Annotated in this window: 15 protein-coding genes and 1 pseudogene; 9 read left to right on the forward strand and 7 right to left on the reverse strand. The window is 76.2% G+C overall.

The features are described 5' to 3' along the window. Positions 1–207 precede the first annotated feature (207 nt). A complete protein-coding gene (locus tag ABD345_RS27815) occupies positions 208–783 on the forward strand; it encodes a TetR/AcrR family transcriptional regulator (RefSeq protein WP_344555836.1) in 576 nt (191 codons plus the stop codon). Positions 784–866: 83 nt separating this feature from the next. Next, entirely contained in the window at positions 867–1,577 is a 711-nt protein-coding gene (locus ABD345_RS27820; protein ID WP_344555838.1) for a type 1 glutamine amidotransferase domain-containing protein, read from the forward strand. Here ABD345_RS27820 and ABD345_RS27825 read toward each other — a convergent pair. The 5 genes and pseudogenes from ABD345_RS27825 to ABD345_RS27845 form a co-directional block, all read right to left on the reverse strand. Next, positions 1,563–1,744, reverse strand: a pseudogene (locus tag ABD345_RS27825) (IS5/IS1182 family transposase); the annotation flags it as partial. The gene ABD345_RS27820 and the pseudogene ABD345_RS27825 overlap by 15 nt on opposite strands. A 26-nt stretch (positions 1,745–1,770) precedes the next feature. Then, the gene (locus ABD345_RS27830; RefSeq protein ID WP_344555840.1) at positions 1,771–3,216 is read right to left on the reverse strand and encodes an FAD-dependent monooxygenase; all 1,446 of its coding nucleotides are present in this window, start codon (positions 3,214–3,216) and stop codon (positions 1,771–1,773) included. A gap of 159 nt (positions 3,217–3,375) precedes the next feature. Then, positions 3,376–3,948: a dihydrofolate reductase family protein gene (locus ABD345_RS27835; RefSeq protein ID WP_344555842.1), complete on the reverse strand. Its 573-nt coding sequence runs from the start codon at positions 3,946–3,948 to the stop codon at positions 3,376–3,378. 77 nt (positions 3,949–4,025) lie between these two features. Next, the gene (locus tag ABD345_RS27840; RefSeq protein WP_344555844.1) at positions 4,026–4,775 is read right to left on the reverse strand and encodes an SRPBCC family protein; all 750 of its coding nucleotides are present in this window, start codon (positions 4,773–4,775) and stop codon (positions 4,026–4,028) included. A gap of 4 nt (positions 4,776–4,779) precedes the next feature. After that, complete coding sequence (locus ABD345_RS27845; RefSeq protein ID WP_344555846.1) at positions 4,780–5,427, reverse strand: ArsR/SmtB family transcription factor; 648 nt, start codon at positions 5,425–5,427, stop codon at positions 4,780–4,782. A 194-nt stretch (positions 5,428–5,621) separates the two neighbouring features. Here ABD345_RS27845 and ABD345_RS27850 point away from each other — a divergent pair, with 194 nt between their 5' ends. Continuing rightward, positions 5,622–6,923 (forward strand): DUF1254 domain-containing protein, encoded by a 1,302-nt coding sequence (locus ABD345_RS27850; protein WP_344555848.1) that lies wholly within the window; start codon positions 5,622–5,624, stop codon positions 6,921–6,923. Positions 6,924–6,953: 30 nt separating this feature from the next. Here ABD345_RS27850 and ABD345_RS27855 read toward each other — a convergent pair whose 3' ends face one another. After that, positions 6,954–8,711, reverse strand: coding sequence for a glycoside hydrolase family 15 protein (locus tag ABD345_RS27855; protein ID WP_344555850.1), 1,758 nt, complete (start codon positions 8,709–8,711; stop codon positions 6,954–6,956). A gap of 156 nt (positions 8,712–8,867) precedes the next feature. Here ABD345_RS27855 and ABD345_RS27860 point away from each other — a divergent pair, with 156 nt between their 5' ends. The 5 genes from ABD345_RS27860 (at position 8,868) to ABD345_RS27880 (ending at position 12,189) form a co-directional block, all read left to right on the forward strand. Then, the gene (locus tag ABD345_RS27860; protein ID WP_344555851.1) at positions 8,868–9,545 is read left to right on the forward strand and encodes a hypothetical protein; all 678 of its coding nucleotides are present in this window, start codon (positions 8,868–8,870) and stop codon (positions 9,543–9,545) included. Between the two features lie 350 nt (positions 9,546–9,895). Continuing rightward, positions 9,896–10,231, forward strand: coding sequence for a hypothetical protein (locus ABD345_RS27865; protein WP_344555853.1), 336 nt, complete (start codon positions 9,896–9,898; stop codon positions 10,229–10,231). Between the two features lie 74 nt (positions 10,232–10,305). Beyond that, positions 10,306–10,968: an HAD-IIIA family hydrolase gene (locus ABD345_RS27870; protein WP_344555855.1), complete on the forward strand. Its 663-nt coding sequence runs from the start codon at positions 10,306–10,308 to the stop codon at positions 10,966–10,968. 109 nt (positions 10,969–11,077) lie between these two features. After that, positions 11,078–11,314: a DUF6296 family protein gene (locus tag ABD345_RS27875; protein WP_344555857.1), complete on the forward strand. Its 237-nt coding sequence runs from the start codon at positions 11,078–11,080 to the stop codon at positions 11,312–11,314. A 74-nt stretch (positions 11,315–11,388) separates the two neighbouring features. Continuing rightward, positions 11,389–12,189 (forward strand): nucleotidyltransferase domain-containing protein, encoded by an 801-nt coding sequence (locus tag ABD345_RS27880; RefSeq protein WP_344555859.1) that lies wholly within the window; start codon positions 11,389–11,391, stop codon positions 12,187–12,189. A gap of 94 nt (positions 12,190–12,283) precedes the next feature. Here ABD345_RS27880 and ABD345_RS27885 read toward each other — a convergent pair whose 3' ends face one another. Continuing rightward, the gene (locus tag ABD345_RS27885) at positions 12,284–12,820 is read right to left on the reverse strand and encodes a type 1 glutamine amidotransferase domain-containing protein (RefSeq protein WP_344555938.1); all 537 of its coding nucleotides are present in this window, start codon (positions 12,818–12,820) and stop codon (positions 12,284–12,286) included. A 221-nt stretch (positions 12,821–13,041) separates the two neighbouring features. On the opposite strand from ABD345_RS27885, the gene ABD345_RS27890 reads away from it, so the two are divergent. Next, on the forward strand, positions 13,042–15,537 hold the full coding sequence (locus tag ABD345_RS27890; RefSeq protein ID WP_344555861.1) for a SpoIIE family protein phosphatase: 2,496 nt from the start codon (positions 13,042–13,044) through the stop codon (positions 15,535–15,537). Positions 15,538–15,543 lie beyond the last annotated feature (6 nt).

Here is a 15,543-nt window from a genome sequence, read left to right on the forward strand (position 1 = left end):
CTTCCAGGCAGTCACACCGAGCCCGGCCGCCGCAGCGGCATGACCCGATCACTGGGCGTCACCACCCCGGCTTGACAATGCCATTGGGAATCTCCTTGGGGTGGATGGTGCGGGCGCCGACGGCAGCTCGACTGTCAGGGGTGACGGCACCTCGGGACCCACGCTATGTTTACAGTGCTAACACAGCATGGGAGGGCAGAGTAAGCGATGTCAACATTGGAGAAGAGCAGCTACCACCACGGCGACCTGCGGGCGGCGCTGCTGTCGACCGCGATGGAGATGCTGGAGAACGGCGAACCCTTCTCGCTGCGCGCCGTCGCACGCCAGGCAGGCGTGTCGCCGACCGCGCCGTACCGGCACTTCAAGGACCGCGACGCCCTTGAGTCCGCGCTGGCCGTCGAGGGTTTCCGCGACCTGCTGGCCGACCTGGGCAGCGGGCGCGGCCTGCCCGCCTCCGCCTCGGACCTGGCCGAGTTCGCCGTCGCCTACGTCGCCTTCGCGCTGCGGCGCCCGGCCCTGTTCGGCGTGATGTTCGGCAAGCCGTGCGACGACGCCGACGACGAGCGGGTCAAGGCCGCCGACGCCCTGCACGCGCTGCTGGCCGACGCGCTGGATCACGTCTTCCCCGACGCGGACGCCTCGGCGCTGGCGTCGGCAGGGTGGGGGCTCGCCCACGGGCTGGCCTGCCTGCACCTCGACGGCAAGCTGCGAGCCATGTCGGAGGAGGAGGTCGCCGACCGGGTGCGCAGCGCCTTCCTGGCCATCACGTCGGTCGGCTCCTGATCCGTGCCGCCCAGCCCGCGCATGCCCTGCACCGCGACGGAGCGTCACCTCGCCGTCCCGGCCCGCACGAAGGAAGATCAGCCATGACCAAGCACGTCCTCCACGTCGTCACCAACGTCGGCCACTACGACGACCCGTCCCACACCACGGGCCTGTGGCTCTCCGAGCTCACGCACGCCTGGCACGTCTTCGAGGAACACGGCTACGAGCAGACACTCGTCAGCCCGGCCGGCGGCGCGGTGCCCCTTGAGCCGCGCGCCCTGAAGTTCCCGAACTACGACAAGACCGCCAAAGCCTGGCGTGCCGACCCCGGGAAGACGGCACTGCTGGAGAACACGGCCAGCCCGGACCGGATCGACCCCTCCGAGTACGACGCGATCTACTTCACCGGCGGCCACGCGGTGATGTACGACTTCCCCGACAGCGAGGGCCTGCAGCGCATCACCCGCGAGATCCACGAGCGCGGTGGCATCGTCTCCTCGGTCTGCCACGGCTACTGCGGCCTGCTCAACACCCGGCTGTCCGACGGCTCCTACCTCATCGCCGGCCGCAAGATGACGGGATTCGCCTGGACCGAGGAAGTCCTCGCCCGCGTCGACGGACTGGTCCCCTACAACGCCGAGGAGAAGGCCAAGCAGCGCGGCGCGCTCTACGAGAAGGCGGCACTGCCGTTCGTCCCCTACGTCGTCACCGACGGCAACCTCGTCACCGGCCAGAATCCTGGCTCGGCCAAGGCCACCGCGAAGAAGGTCGTCCAGGCCCTTGAGGGCAACGCGTCCAAGGAGCGCGGCTGAGTCGGGACGCCGTCCCTCCACGGGATTCTGACCCGTCAGCTTCCTCTTTTCGGGGCGCGCATGCTGACCGGGTCGACCGCGCAGCGGGACCAGTCCAGCTCACCGCGGCTGCCGAGTTCGTCCAGGAGCACCCGATGGAGCTCGGCCCGCACCGGAGCCTTGCTCCACCCCCGTGCCGCCGGCGACCGCCGCCCTACCCCGCCGGGCCGAACCAGCGCGCCAGGGCCTCCGGCAACCCCTCCCCGGCCCCCGGCTCCTCACCGACCCAGGCCACGTGCCCGTCCGGACGCAGCAGCACCGCCGCCGCCCCCAGCTCCGGGCAGCCGTCCACCAGCACGTCCACCCGGTCCTCCCGGCCGGCCGCCGACAGCAGCCCCGACCGGTCCAGCAGCACGCCCCGCCCCGCGTGCATCCGCCCGTACAGCCGGTCCGCCGGCGCCGGGGCGTCGACCAGCCGGACGTCCCGCAGCCGGCGGCCCAGCAGGGCCGGGCCCGGACCGAAGTCGTAGCGGACGTCCACCCCCGAGATCACGCCCGTGATGTACCGGTTGACGTCCGGGAAGTCCATCAGGCGGGCGAACACCCCGCGCAGCGCCACCGCGCCCGGCGCCGTGCCCAGCAGCGTCATCTGCGCCCGGGTGTGCGCGATCACCGCCGCGCCCACCGGGTGCCGCTCCGCGTGGTAGCTGTCCAGCAGGCCCGGCGGGGCCCAGCCGGCCACCTCGGCGGCCAGCTTCCAGCCCAGGTTGAACGCGTCCTGCACGCCCAGGTTCAGCCCCTGGCCGCCCGTCGGCGGATGGACGTGCGCCGCGTCCCCCGCCAGCAGGACCCGGCCCGCCCGGTAGCGCTCCGCCTGCCGCGTCGCGTCCCCGAACCGGGACAGCCAGCGCGGCGAGTGCACCCCGAAGTCCGTGCCCGCCACCGCGCGCAGCCGGGCCCGGAACTCCTCCAGCGTCGGCGCCGCGCGGTCCTCCGAGACGCCCTCCGCCGGAACGATCACCCGGTACACCCCGCCGCCCTCGTGGTGCAGCCCGAACCGCAGCTGCGTGCGCCGCACCTCGGCCACCACCTCGGCGATCCGCTCCGGATCCTCCGCCGCCGCCATCTGCCCCAGCAGCGTCTGCACCGTCGCCGGCTCGCCCGGGAACGCCACGCCCGCCAGCCGGCGCACCGTGCTGCGCCCGCCGTCGCACCCCACCAGCCAGCGCGCGCGCAACCGCGAGCCGTCCGCCAGTTCGGCCTCCACCCCCTCCTCGTCCTGCGCCAGGCCCACCAGCTCGCAGCCGCGCCGCAGCTCCGCGCCCAGCTCCTCGGCCCGCTCCCACAGCAGCCGCTCCGTCACCGGCTGCGGCGTCGCCAGCCCGTACGGGTGCGCCGTGTCCATCCCCTCCGGCCACGCGCGCGCCTCGCCCGCGAACAGCCCGCCGACCCGGAACTCCTCGCTCACCGCCCGGAACCGCTCCAACAAGCCGCGCTGATCCATCACCTCCACACTGCGCGCGTGCAACCCCTGCCCCCGGGACTCCCCGGTCGGTGCCGTCAGCCGCTCAAGGACCACCACCTCCACCCCGTGCAGCCGCAACTCGCAGGCCAGCATCAACCCGGTCGGCCCGCCGCCGACCACCAGCACGTCGATCATCAATCCTCCGAAAACGTCCGACAAGTGATTTTCCGTCAGCTTGCGGACTTCTCTCCGCCATCCCGGCACCAGCCGGACATTCTGGGCCATCGACCGGGCCTTGCGGCAAGGCCCCCGGCGCGCGGTACCTTGGAAGTGGCGGGGCCTCCGGGGCGGGGCTCAGCGGACCACGTCGAAGACGTTCTTCTGCACGCCGTTGGAGTACGCCGCGAACTCGACCAGTTCGAGCTTCTGCACGTCCTTGTCGGTGTCGCTGAACAGCCGCCGGCCCGCGCCCAGCAGCAGCGGGAAGACCAGCAGGTGGTAGCGGTCGACCAGGCCCGCGTCGGACAGGGCGTGGTTCAGGCGGGCGCTGCCGTGCAGGACGATCGGGCCGCCGTCGGTCTCCTTCAGGGCGGCCACCTCGTCCACCGAGCGGAGGATCGCGGTCGGCCCCCAGTCGGAGACCAGCTCGTCCTCGCCGAGGGTGGTCGACACCACGTACTTCGGCAGCTCCTTGTAGCGGGCGAACTCCGCCATCCCCGGCCACACCGGGCTGAACGCCTGGTAGCTGACCCGGCCCAGCAGCACCGCCCCGGCCTCCTCCTGCTCCCGGCCCTTGATCTCGAACGCCTCCGGGACGAAGTCGATGTCCTTGAACGTCCAGCCGGCGTTGCGGTAGCCCGGCTCGCCGCCGGGGGCCTCCATCACGCCGTCCAGGGAGACGAAGGCGGTGCTGATCAGGGTGCGCATCGGTGGTACCTCGTTCTGCTGGGAAGGGGAAGGGGAAACGGATCGGGGGTCAGGAGTCAGGGCTCGGGGGGCAGGCGTCAGCGGGCGGGCAGGGCGGAGAGCCAGTGCTGCCAGGCGGACTCGGCCGCCGCGGCGGCCGGGGCCGGTTCGGCGAACAGGTGGTGGAAGAGCAGCAGCACGCCCGGCGGGTGCAGGAAGGCGTACAGGCCGTCGGCGGTGCGGACCTCGAAGCGCTCCTCGTCCGACCAGACCAACTCGCCGTCCAGCGGCGGCAGTCCGGGCAGATCGGCGCGGACCCGGGTGCCGGTCGGCGGGTCGGCCGGGAGGGCGAGCGCGGCGGTCAGCGCGGCGCGGACCCCGGCGGCCGGGAGGCCGGCGGTCGGCCGCACGGCGAACACCGGGACGGCGGTGCGGCCCGCGAAGTGCGTCAGGTACTCGCGCAGCGTGTGCAGGTGGAACGGCCAGCCGCGGCGCAGCGCGTCGTACTCGTCCGCCCAGTCGTCGCCGAGCACGCCGCTGTGCACCACCCGGAGCACGGTGCTGCCGCCGTCGCGGCCCTCGACCAGGTACTCGAAGGCCATGAACCGGCCGTCCCCGCCCGGCTCGGTGCGGGTGGCGAAGCGCTTGCCCGGCTCGTACGCGGTGACCGTCGAGGTCTCCCGGTGGCCGCCGGTCTCCATCGAGGCCGCGCCGCCGACCCGGGGGTCGACCTCGTTGCGGCCCATGAACCAGGAGTCGATGCCCGGGCCGGTGGCGATCGCCGCCCAGACCTGCTCGGGATCGGCCGGCAGGGTCAGTTCGAATTCCAGCTCGAAGGGGTGCGGCACGGTGTCAGTCCTCCTGCGGGGCGGACGGGTCGGTGGTCGGGGCGGGCGCGGCGGCGGGCGGGTCGGTGGTCGGGATGGCCGGGATCTGGTGCAGGCCGACCACCAGTCGGTGGTCGCGGCCCTGCGGGGCGGACTCGTCGTGGTAGCGGCCCACCAGGGCGGTGACCGCCTGCGAGAGCTCCTCGGCGAAGGCCGCCCGGTCGGCCGCCGAGGCGAACCGCACCCGGGCGTCGATCCCGAACGAGGCCACCCGCTGCCGGGCCCGGGCCGCGCCGGTCAGCAGCGAGCCGACCTCCTGCACCAGCCGGGCGCCGAGGGCCAGCAGCCAGCGCGCCGAGAGCTGGTCGGGCGAGCGGGCCGGATCCGGACTGACCGCCGCGAGGGCGGCCGGCGAGATCACGTACGAGGCGGCCGTCGCCCGGTACACCCGCTCCGCCACGTTCCCCTTGCGGCGCTCCTCGGTCAGCTCCACCAGGCCGTGCCGCTCCAGCTCCTTCAGGTGGTAGTTCACCTTCTGCCGGGGCAGCCCCAGCCGGGCGGCCAGCATGGCGGCCGAGCCCGGCTCGGCCAGGGCCGCCAGCAGGCGGGCCCGCATCGGGTCCAGCGAGGCTTCGGCGGCGGCGGGTTCTTCGATCACGGCTACGTCCAGCACCCCTCCAGGATCGCGCCGACAAATTTTCTTGTCAAGGAGGAAAAGTTTGTCGGCGCGGCGCGGGCGGGTGCCGGGGGAGGGTCGAAGGAGGGCCGGAACGGGGGTCACCCGTTCGGGTGATCGGCCTTGCGGGGGGCGGCCGGGGCGGAGAGCGTCCGTTCGGGGGCCGGTCCGGACGCGAGGAGCACGCGAGCATGATGTCGGACGATCTGCGGACGCTCGCCCACGAGGCGTACGTGTACCTCTACCCACTGGTCACCATGGACGTCACCCGGCGGCAGGCGGTGTCCGCGCCCCCCGGGGACAAGCCGCTCTTCGGGCCGCCCAACGAGTTCCACCACCTGCGGGAGTTCCCGCCGGCTGAGTTCCGCTCGGTGGTGCGGCCGAACTTCGACACCCTGTACTCGTCCGCGTGGCTGGACCTGACGGCCGGCCCGGTGGCGCTGCACGTGTCGGACACCGGCGGCCGGTACTTCATGGTCCCGCTGCTGGACATGTGGACCGACGTGTTCGCCACCCTGGGCCCGCGCACCACCGGCTCCGGCGACCAGGACTACCTGGTGGTCGGCCCCGACCACGAGGGCGAACTCCCGGCCGCGGCGCGGGTGCTGCGCGCGCCCACGCCGCACGTGTGGGTGATCGGGCGGATCCAGACCAACGGGCCCGCCGACTACGAGAAGGTCCGGCGGATCCAGGACGGCCTCACCCTGGAGGCCCTGCACCCGGTCGAGCACCCGGTCGACCCGGCGGTGGACGCCGTCACCGACCCGCTGGCCACCGTCAACGGCTTCACCGCGGTCGAGTTCTTCACCCGTGCGTGCCGGGCGCTGGCCGACAACCCGCCGCACCCCACCGACTTCTCGGTCCTGGCACGCATCGCGCCCCTGGGCATCGTCCCGGGCCGCGACTTCGACCCGGACCGCTTCACCGACCCCGACCTCGCGGCCCTCGAAGCGGGCGCCGTCAGCGCCCGCAAGGCGATCCTCTCCCCCCTCGACACCATCGCCACCCCCGTCAACGGCTGGCGCGTCAGCGCCGAGACCATGGGCGTGTACGGCAACGCCTACTTCAAGCGGGCCGCCATCGCCGCCATCGGCCTCGGGGCCAACCCGCCGGAGGACGCGATCTACCCCGTCCTCGCCACCGACGCGGACGGCGAACCCGTCACCGGGGAGCACGACTACCTGCTGCACTTCCCGGCGGACGGCCTGCCGCCCGTCGACGCGTTCTGGTCGCTGACGATGTACGACGCGGAGGGCTTCCAGGTCGCCAACGGGATCGACCGCTTCGCGCTGGGCGACCGCGACCCGCTGGTGTACGGCGCCGACGGCTCGCTCGACCTCCTGATCTCCCACCGCGACCCCGGCCCCGACAAGCGGGCCAACTGGCTGCCCGCGCCGACCGGCCCGCTCGGCCTCACCCTGCGCCTGTACGCGCCCCGGCCGGCCGCCCTGAACGGGCGCTGGGCCCCGCCCGCCGTCCGCCGGATCGGCTGACCGCCGCCCGCCGCAGGGCCCCGGGCCGGTTCACAGGGCCGGGGCCAGGCGGGTGGCGGTCTCCAGCAGGAGGGCGTGGACGAACGCCTGCGGCAGATTGCCGCGGAGCTGGCGCTGGGCGATGTCGTACTCCTCGGCGTAGAGGCCGGGCGGGCCGCAGGCGGCGCGGTTGCGCTCGTACCAGCGGAGGGCCTCGGGGAGGTTCCCCTGGGCGAGGTGGGAGAGGGAGACCAGGAAGCCGCAGAGCAGGAAGGCGCCCTCGGCCTCGGCCAGCGGGCCGGGGGCGTGCCGGAAGCGGTAGCAGTGGTGGTCGTCGGCGAGGTCGGCCAGGACGGCCGCGAGGGTGGCCCGGCTGGGGCGGGCCCGGGGCGGGACGGCGCCGCGCAGGGCGGGGAGCAGCAGGGCGGCGTCCACGGCGGGGTCGGTCGGGGAACGCTGCCAGCGTCCGCCGGAGTGCAGGGAGTCGGTGAGGGCGGCGGCGGTGAGGCGTTCGGCGAGGGGCAGCCAGTCGGGGCGGCGCAGGGCGTCGGCCGCGGCGCGCAGGCCGGCCGCGCAGGTGAGGCGGCTGTGGGTCCAGTGGTCGGGGTGGATCTCCCAGATGCCGCTGTCGGCTTCGCGGTACCGGGCGGCGATCGCCTCGACGGCGACCCGGGCGGCCCGGTGCCCGTCGGCGTCCAGCTGGTCGTGCCGGGCGGCGGCCGCCAGCAGGAGCAGGCTCTCACCGAACCCGTCGAGCTGGAACTGCCGGTTCACCCGGTTCCCGGCCACGTCGAACCCGCCCGGGTAGCCCGGGAGTTCGAGCCTGCGCAGGTCGGGGACGGGTCCGCCGTCGACGGTGTACGCGGGGGCCAGCCGCGGCCCGTCGGTGAGCAGCCGGGCGGTGACGAAGCGGGCCGAGCCGGCCAGCAGCGGGTGCGGTCCGCGGGCCGCGACGGCCTGGCCGATGTACGCCTGGTCGCGGATCCACACGTACCGGTAGTCGTAGTTGCGGCCCTGTTCGGCGCGTTCGGGCAGGCTGGTGGTGGCCGCGGCGACGGTGCCGCCGTCCGGCCCGGTCAGGCCGGTGAGGACGGCGTGGGCGTGCCGGGCGTCCCGGCGGCCGGGCAGCCCGGCCAGTTCGTCCAGGGGCGGGACGTCCGCGGCCCAGGCCGCCCCGGTGGCCGCCCAGGCGCGGTCCGGATCCGGCGGGGCCTCGCGGAGCGGACGGTCGGCGAGCTCCAGCACCAGGTCGTACGAGGCGCCCGGCGCCACCCGCAGCACCGCGTGCAGCCCGCCGCAGCGCTCCGGCCGGGCCTCCGGCAGACCGGTCAGCCGGGCGTGCAGCGGGCCGGTGCGCAGCGTCCAGCGGCCCGCGGCGTCCCGCTCCGGGCCGGTGGCGGGCGCGGTGCCGAAACCGGCGGCCAGGTGCAGGGAGACGTCGAGCTCGGCCGGGCCGTCCACGGCCAGCACGCGGCGCAGCAGCACCACCCGGTGCGGCTCGGCCGGGCGGGCCAGGGCCTCCCGGCACTCCACCACCCCGCCCCGGGTGACCCAGCGGCTGCGGTGCACCAGCCCGCCGTCCTCGTACCGGCCGCCCGGCACGTACGTCCCCGTCGGGGTCAGGCCGAACCAGCCCGGGCCGCCGATCAGCGAGGACAGCACCGCGTCGCTGTCCCAGCGCGGCGCGCACAGCCAGCCGAGCACGCCGTCCGGGTCGAGCAGCGCGCCGCGGCGGCCGTCGGCGAGCAGGGCGTAGTCGCGCAGCGGGTGCGGGGCGGGCGGGGCGCAGGGACGGGACGCGGCGGGCACGGCGGCCTCCGGGAGTCGGGCGGCTCTCGCGGTCGCGGCTGTCCGCTCCGGCGCCGCCGGAAACCTCCGGTCCGTTTCCGGCCCCGGGCGCCGGGCAGACGTCCGGCGCACGCGCCGGCCCCCGGGCCGGCGGCGGAACGACGCGAGGAGACGGCGATGGGACGGCAGGAACGTCCGCTGCACGACATGGGCGGGGCGATCGGCCCCGCCGACCAGGGGCGGCGGGACGAACACGGCCCGGCGGGCGACGGCCCCGGACGCGAGCCCGCACCGATCGGCAAGGGCGGCACGCCGAACGTGGCGGGCAGCGACGAGCAGCAGCCCGAGATCGCCGAAGGGCCGGTGCCGGGCGTCCAGCCGGACGAGACGGGCGGCGGGCACGGCGACGGGGACGGCGGGGACGGTGGTGACGGCGGGGACGGGGACGGCGGGAGAGGAGTGACCCGGGAGCTCGATCCGCCGGGCCCGCCGCGCGCCCCGTCCCGCCCGGTGCGCCCCGACGCGGTGGAGGACGCCCCCGCGGCGCTCGACCCCGAACGGGCCCGCCCCGCCGACCCGGGCGCGGACCCGCGGGACGAGGGGCTCCCGAACCTCGCGGACGGCTCGCCCGCCGCCGACCGCGCCGCCGACCCGCAGCGCCCGTCGGTGCCGGGGGACCGGCCGGTCGCGGCCGAGGCGTTCGGGGTGACGGGGGAGGAACAGGCGCTCGGCGAACCGCTGGAGGACAAGCTGGCGGCGGAGCAACCGGAGGTCTGGGAGGAGCAGCCGGAGCGGGCGGACGACCGCCCCGGGGCGTCGGCGGAGGAGGCGGCGGTGCGGGAGGAGGGGGAGTGACGGCCCGCCGGGGGAAGCACCGGTGACGGTGCGCGGCGGTGCGCGGGGCTTCTGGGAGTGTCGAGGGCCGGGGCCGTCAGTGGGCGGGTGGTCGGCGTGCCGGGGCGAGGCTCCGGGGGAGGGATGGGGGCGGAGCGGGCCGTCAGTGGGCTGGTCAGCGCAGGGTGGTGGTGGGTGCGGTGCCGGAGGCGGTGCGGTGGTCGGCGGCGAGCGGCTCGCGCTGGGCGGCGCCCGGGCGGACCCGGCGCAGGTGGGCCAGCGGGGTGGCGTCGAGGTGGCGGCGGAACGAGTACCGCAGCGCGCGCGGGGTGACGGCCGAACTGTACGCCGTGCTGGGGGAGGACTGAGACGTGGCGCCCGCCCGGGGCTGCCAGGTCTGCGGGAACCCGCCCGCCGCCGGGCGGAGGTACAGCGCCGTGGTCCGGGGCCGGGGACCGGGCGGCGTCCGGCTGCTGGTCGCCTGCGGGGCCGAACACCTGGCCGCGCTCGTCGCGCGGCGACGCCGACACCGCCGCACGCCCGAGGAGTTGTGGCTCGGCCAGATCTACGCCGCGCTGCGCCTGGTCGGCCGCGAACCCGCCGAGGAGGAGCTGCGGGAGGTCGGCGGCCTCGCCGCGCAGCGGATCGACCGCGCCGTCCGGGGCGGCCGGAGCCCCCGCCCCGGGGAGGCGCTCGGCACGGGGTGAACCGATCGGGGCCCGCGAGGGCCCGGCCCGCGGGGGCGGGGTTTGAGACGCGCGGCCCTGGTCAGCCGCTGGGTATGGAGTTCACGCCGGAGTACCTGGAACCGCTGCCCACCGCCGACCGGTGGTCGGGGGGCGGCGGGCCGCGACCGTCCGCACCCTGGGTGGTGGTGCGGGACGCGGGCGGGCGGCGGGCGGCCGGGGGCGGGGACGGCGGGGTGGCGGTGCTGTTCGACCGGGACGCCGTGCTGATCGAGGACATCGCGTACAACGGCGACCCGGGCCGGGTCTACCCCCGGCCCGGCGCCCGCCGGGCGGTCGGCGAACTGCGGGAGCTCGGCGTCCGGTTGGGGGTGCTCACCGAGCAACCCGGGATCGCCCGGGGGGTCCTGACCCGGCGTCGGGTCGAGATCGTCCAGCACCGGATCGAGGAACTGTTCGGCCCGTTCGACGCCTGGGCGCTCTGCCCGCACGGGCCGGCCGAGCGTTGCGGTTGCCGCGCGCCGGCCCCCGGGCTGGTCCTCGCCGCGACCCGGGCGCTGCGGGTGCGACCGGCCCGCACCACCGTCATCGGCGGCACCGCCGCTGGCCTGGTCGCCGCCGCCGAGGCCGGGGCGCACGGCCTGCTCGTCCCCACCGCGGTCACCCGCCCCGGGGAGATCAGCGCGGCGGGGCACCGCCGGGCGGCGGACCTGGGTGGTGCGGTGCGGCTGGTGGTCGCGGGCGGGTCGGTGCGCTGAGGGTGAGCGGGGGGCGGGGGTTGGGGCAACGCCCCGGGGGTATGCGCGGGGCGCGGGCCCGCGGCCGTGGGTCGGACGGGTCGTGGAGGAGCAGGGTCAGGTGGGTGTCATGGACGGGCCGCACGGTTACCGGATCGCCGTCCCCGGGCGGCCGGGGACGCACGCGCCGCAGCTGATGGTGGTGGTGTACCGCTCCTCGGAGACCACCGAGGAGGGCCTGGCCGTGTACGTGGGGGCGGACGGGCTGCGGGTGACGGTGCACGGCACGGTGGCCTGCTTCCTGGCGCCGTACCCGCCCGGCCTCGGGCACCCCTACGGGTACGCCTACCCGCTGGCCGCCGCCTGAGGGCGGACGCGCCGGGGCCGCCGGGCCCCGGGGACCGGTTTCCGGATCCGCCCCCGCGACCCCACACTGGCCGGATGGGTACCGAGACCGAACCGTTCCGTGCCGTTCCCGCCGAAGTGCGGCCCTACCTGACGGAGCTCGTGCACCGCACGCGCGCGGTGTGCGGTCCCCGGCTGACCGCGGTGGTCGCGGTCGGGTCCCTCGCGCTGGGCGACTACCGGCACGACCGCAGCGACGTCGACGTCACGGTCGTCCTGGAGGGCCCGCCCCCGGACGGGGTGCTACGCGAGCTGGCCGAGGTCCTCGACCACCGGCGGCTGCCGTGCCCGGCGGCGGGGCTGGAACTGGTCTGCTACGCGGCCGACTTCGCCCGGGTCCCGTCCGGGGAGGCCGGCTACCTGCTGGATCTCAACACCGGCGCCCAACTGCCGGGCCGGGCGGCCTTCGGCCCGGACGGGGGGCCGTCGTTCTGGTACGTGATCGACCGCTCGGTGGCCCACCAGTCCGGGATCGCGCTGTACGGCCCGCCCGCGCCGGAGGTGATCGCGGAGCCCCGGCCGGCCGACCTGTACGCCGCGGTCCGGGCCTCGGTGCGCGAGCACGGCGACGGCGAGGGGCACCTCGCCGACAACCGGGTCCTCAACGGCTGCCGCTCCGTGGTCCACTGCCGCACCGGGCGCTGGTTCGCCAAGCGCGACGCGGCCGGGCGGGTCGCCGCCGCGGAGGAGGAGTTCCGTCCGCTGATCGAGGCCGCGGTCCGCAGCTTCGAACTCCCCCGGGCCGCCGCGCTGCCCCTGCCCGCTCCGCGGGTCCGGGAGTTCCTGGGCTGGGTGCGCGCCCGCGTCGAGGAGAGCGCCGCGGCGGCCGGGGCCTGACCGGCCCGGACCGGGCGTCACCCGTCCGGGCGGCCCGCCCGGGTGGCCCGGACGGGGTGGAGGCGGCGGCCGGATGCCGGGCCCCGGGCGGATGTCAGGGGGTGGCGAAGGCGGTGACCAGGGCGCGGTCGAAGGCCGGGAGGTCGTCCGGCTTCCGGCTGGAGACCAGGGTGTTGGGGCCGTCGGTGCAGACCACCACCTCGCGGTCCACCCAGTGCGCGCCCGCGTTGGCCAGGTCGGTGCGCAGGCTCGGCCAGGAGGTCATGGTGCGGTCGCGGACCGCGTCGGCCTCGATCAGCGTCCACGGGCCCTGGCAGATCACCGCGACGGGCTTGCCGCGGCCGAAGAACCCGGCGACGAACTCCACGGCCCGCTGGTCGGTGCGCAGGAAGTCCGGGTTGGCGACGCCGCCGGGCAGCACCAGGGCGTCGAAGTCGGCGGCCGAGACGTCCTTGACGGCCGCGTCCACCATGAACGGGTCGGCCCGGTCGAGGTGGTGGAACGCCCGGATCTCGCCCAGCTCGGTGGAGACCAGGCGCGGGGTGCCGCCGTGGTCCAGGACGGTCTGCCAGGGCGAGGTCAGCTCGACCTGCTCGGTGCCCTCGGGCGCGACCAGGAACGCCACGGTCAGGCCAGCCAGCTCGTCCGGCCGCCCGGCGCTGGCGGCGGTGGCGGTGGCGTCGGCGGTGGTTTCGGTGTCGGTGGGGGTGTCGTTCACGACGGTGCTCCGTTCTTCGATCGGGCGGACGTGCGGGGGAACCCCCGTGCGGGGCGTCTGGCCGCGAACGGTGCCCGGCAAACCGGTGTGAAAGGTGTGGATCGGGCGAACGGTCGGCATAGGGTGGAGGCCGGGTGGAGGAGGTGGAGGACGCGGTGGACGGTGAGCGGGCCGAGCTGGAGGCCACGGTCGACCGGCTGCGCACCGAACTGGAGGGCGTGCGCACCGCGATGCGGACCCGGGCCGTGATCGAACAGGCCAAGGGCGTCCTGGTCGAGCGGCTCGGCTGCGCGCCCGAGCGGGCCTTCGACGAACTGGTGCGCCGCTCCCAGGACGGGAACCGCAAGCTGGCGCTGGTCGCCGCCGACCTGGTCGCCGCCGCCGCCCCGCCCCCGGCCGCCCGCGAGGCACCGCCCGAACCGGCCCCCGCCGCCTCGCCCGAACCGGAGCCCGAACCGGAGCCCGGACCGGCAACCGCCGCCGGACCACCGGCCGCACCGGTGGAGCCGGTGCGCGGAGCGGATGCGGCCGGGGCCGAGGACGAGGGCGCGCTGGCCGCCCGCTTCCACCTGGCCGCCGCCGCGCTCGCCACCGCCAGCGGCCCCGACGAGGTCGCCGAACAGTTGCACCGGACGGCCCTCGGACCGCTCGGCGCCCAGGCCCTCGCCCTGGCCGTGCGCGAACCCGACGACGCGCTGCGCCTGGTCGGCGCGCACGGGGTCACCTCGCGCCAGCTCAGCCAGTGGCAGCGCATCCCGCCGCACACCCGGGTCCCGCTCACCGAGGCCGTCCGCACCGACCGGCCGGTGTGGGTGGGCGACCGGCGCGAGTTCGCCTCCCGCTACCCCGACCTGACCGGCGAGGACCTGGTGCCCGGCAGCACCGTCTGCGCCCTCCCGCTGCACGCTGGCGGACGGCTGCTCGGCGCGCTCAAGATCGGCTGGGCGGACCGCCGACCCCCCGACCCGGCCGTCACGGCCCACCTGGCCGCGCTCGCCGACCTCGCCGCCGACGCCCTGCTGCGCCTGTTCGACGCCCTGCCGTCCGCCGCGCCGTCCGCGCCCGGGGCACCCCCCGTCGCATCGGCCGGCGCGCTGGAACCGGCCGGCACCCCCTGGTTCCGGGCAGTGCTGGACGGCCTGCTGGACCCGGTGCTGCTGCTGCGCACCGTCCGCGACCAGGACGGGAAGGTCACCGACCTGCGGGTCGAGCACGCCAACGCGCCCACCGTCGACCTGGCCGGGCGGGACGCCGCCGAACTGCGCGGCCGACGGCTCACCGAGCTGTACCCGGGCATGGTCGCCTCCGGCACCTTCGACCGGCTGCGCACCGCCGCCGCCGACGGCATCCCCTACCGGGGCGAGGCCGAACGGTACGTCGAGACCGTCGCGGGCAGCACCCGCTCCAGCGCGATGACCGTGCACGCCACCCCCTTCCAGGACGGCCTGCTGCTCACCTGGCGGGCCCACGACGAACGCGACCGGCGGATCGCCCAGCTCGCCCAGACCGCCCGGCTGGCCCGGGTCGGCACCTGGGAGTGGCACCCCGGCGAACGCCGGATCACCTGCTCGGACGGCGTCCCGCAACTCTTCGGCGCCCCCACCGGAACCGCCGGCCTCGACCCGCGTGCCGCCCTGGACGCGGTCGCCCCCGCCGACCGCGAAGCCGTCCGGACCGCCGCCCGGGCCCTGCTGGACGGCCGCACCCCCGTCATCGCCGACTTCGCCGTCCGGGCCGCCGACGGCCGGCGCGACCTGCGCGCCCTCGGCGAGGCCACCCGCGCCGACGACGGCCGACTGCTCGCGCTCAGCGGCGTCGTCCAGGACGTCACCCCCTGGCGGCGCGCCGAACAGGCCCTCAACGACACCCGCGACCGCCTCGCCGACCAGCGCCGCCGCACCGAGGACGAGCAGCGCGCCGTCCGCGCCCTCCAACAGGCCCTGATGCGCGCCCCCGCCGGCCGCCCCGTCCCCGGGCTCGACACCGCCGCCCGCTACCTGCCCGCCGAACGCGAACGCAAGGTCGGCGGCGACTGGTACGACCTGCTCGACCTGCCCGACGGCACCGTCCTGCTCGCCGTCGGCGACGTCTCCGGACACGGCCTGCCCGCAGCCGGAGTGATGTCCCAACTCCGGTACGCGCTACGGGGGATCGCCTACGACGGCGCCCCACCCGGACAGCTCCTCGACCGGCTCGACCGGATGCTCTGCCACCAGCGCGCCGACCACATCGCCGCCGTCACCGTCGCCCGGCTCGACCCCCGCACCGGACACCTCGCCTGGGCCCGGGCCGGCCAACTGCCCCCCGTCCTGATCCACGACGGCACCGCCCGCACCCTCGACCCGCCACCCGGCCTGGTCCTCGGCGTCACCCCCCGGGCCCACCGCCCCACCGCCGAACTCCACCTCGCCCCCGGCGACACCCTGCTGCTGCACACCGACGGCCTGGTCGAACGGCGCAGCCCCGGCGCGGGCTCCGACGCGGGCACCGCCCGACTGCTGCGCGCCTGCGCCGACTACCGGGCCGCCCCCGACCCGGGCGCACTGGCCGACCACCTGCTGCGCCGCCTCGGCGGCCCCAACCCCTTCGACGACATCTGCCTGCTCGCCGTCCGCCGCCGCGACGCCTGACCTTCC

This window comes from Kitasatospora saccharophila (assembly GCF_039529925.1).
Classification (GTDB): Bacteria; Actinomycetota; Actinomycetes; order Streptomycetales; family Streptomycetaceae; genus Kitasatospora; species Kitasatospora saccharophila.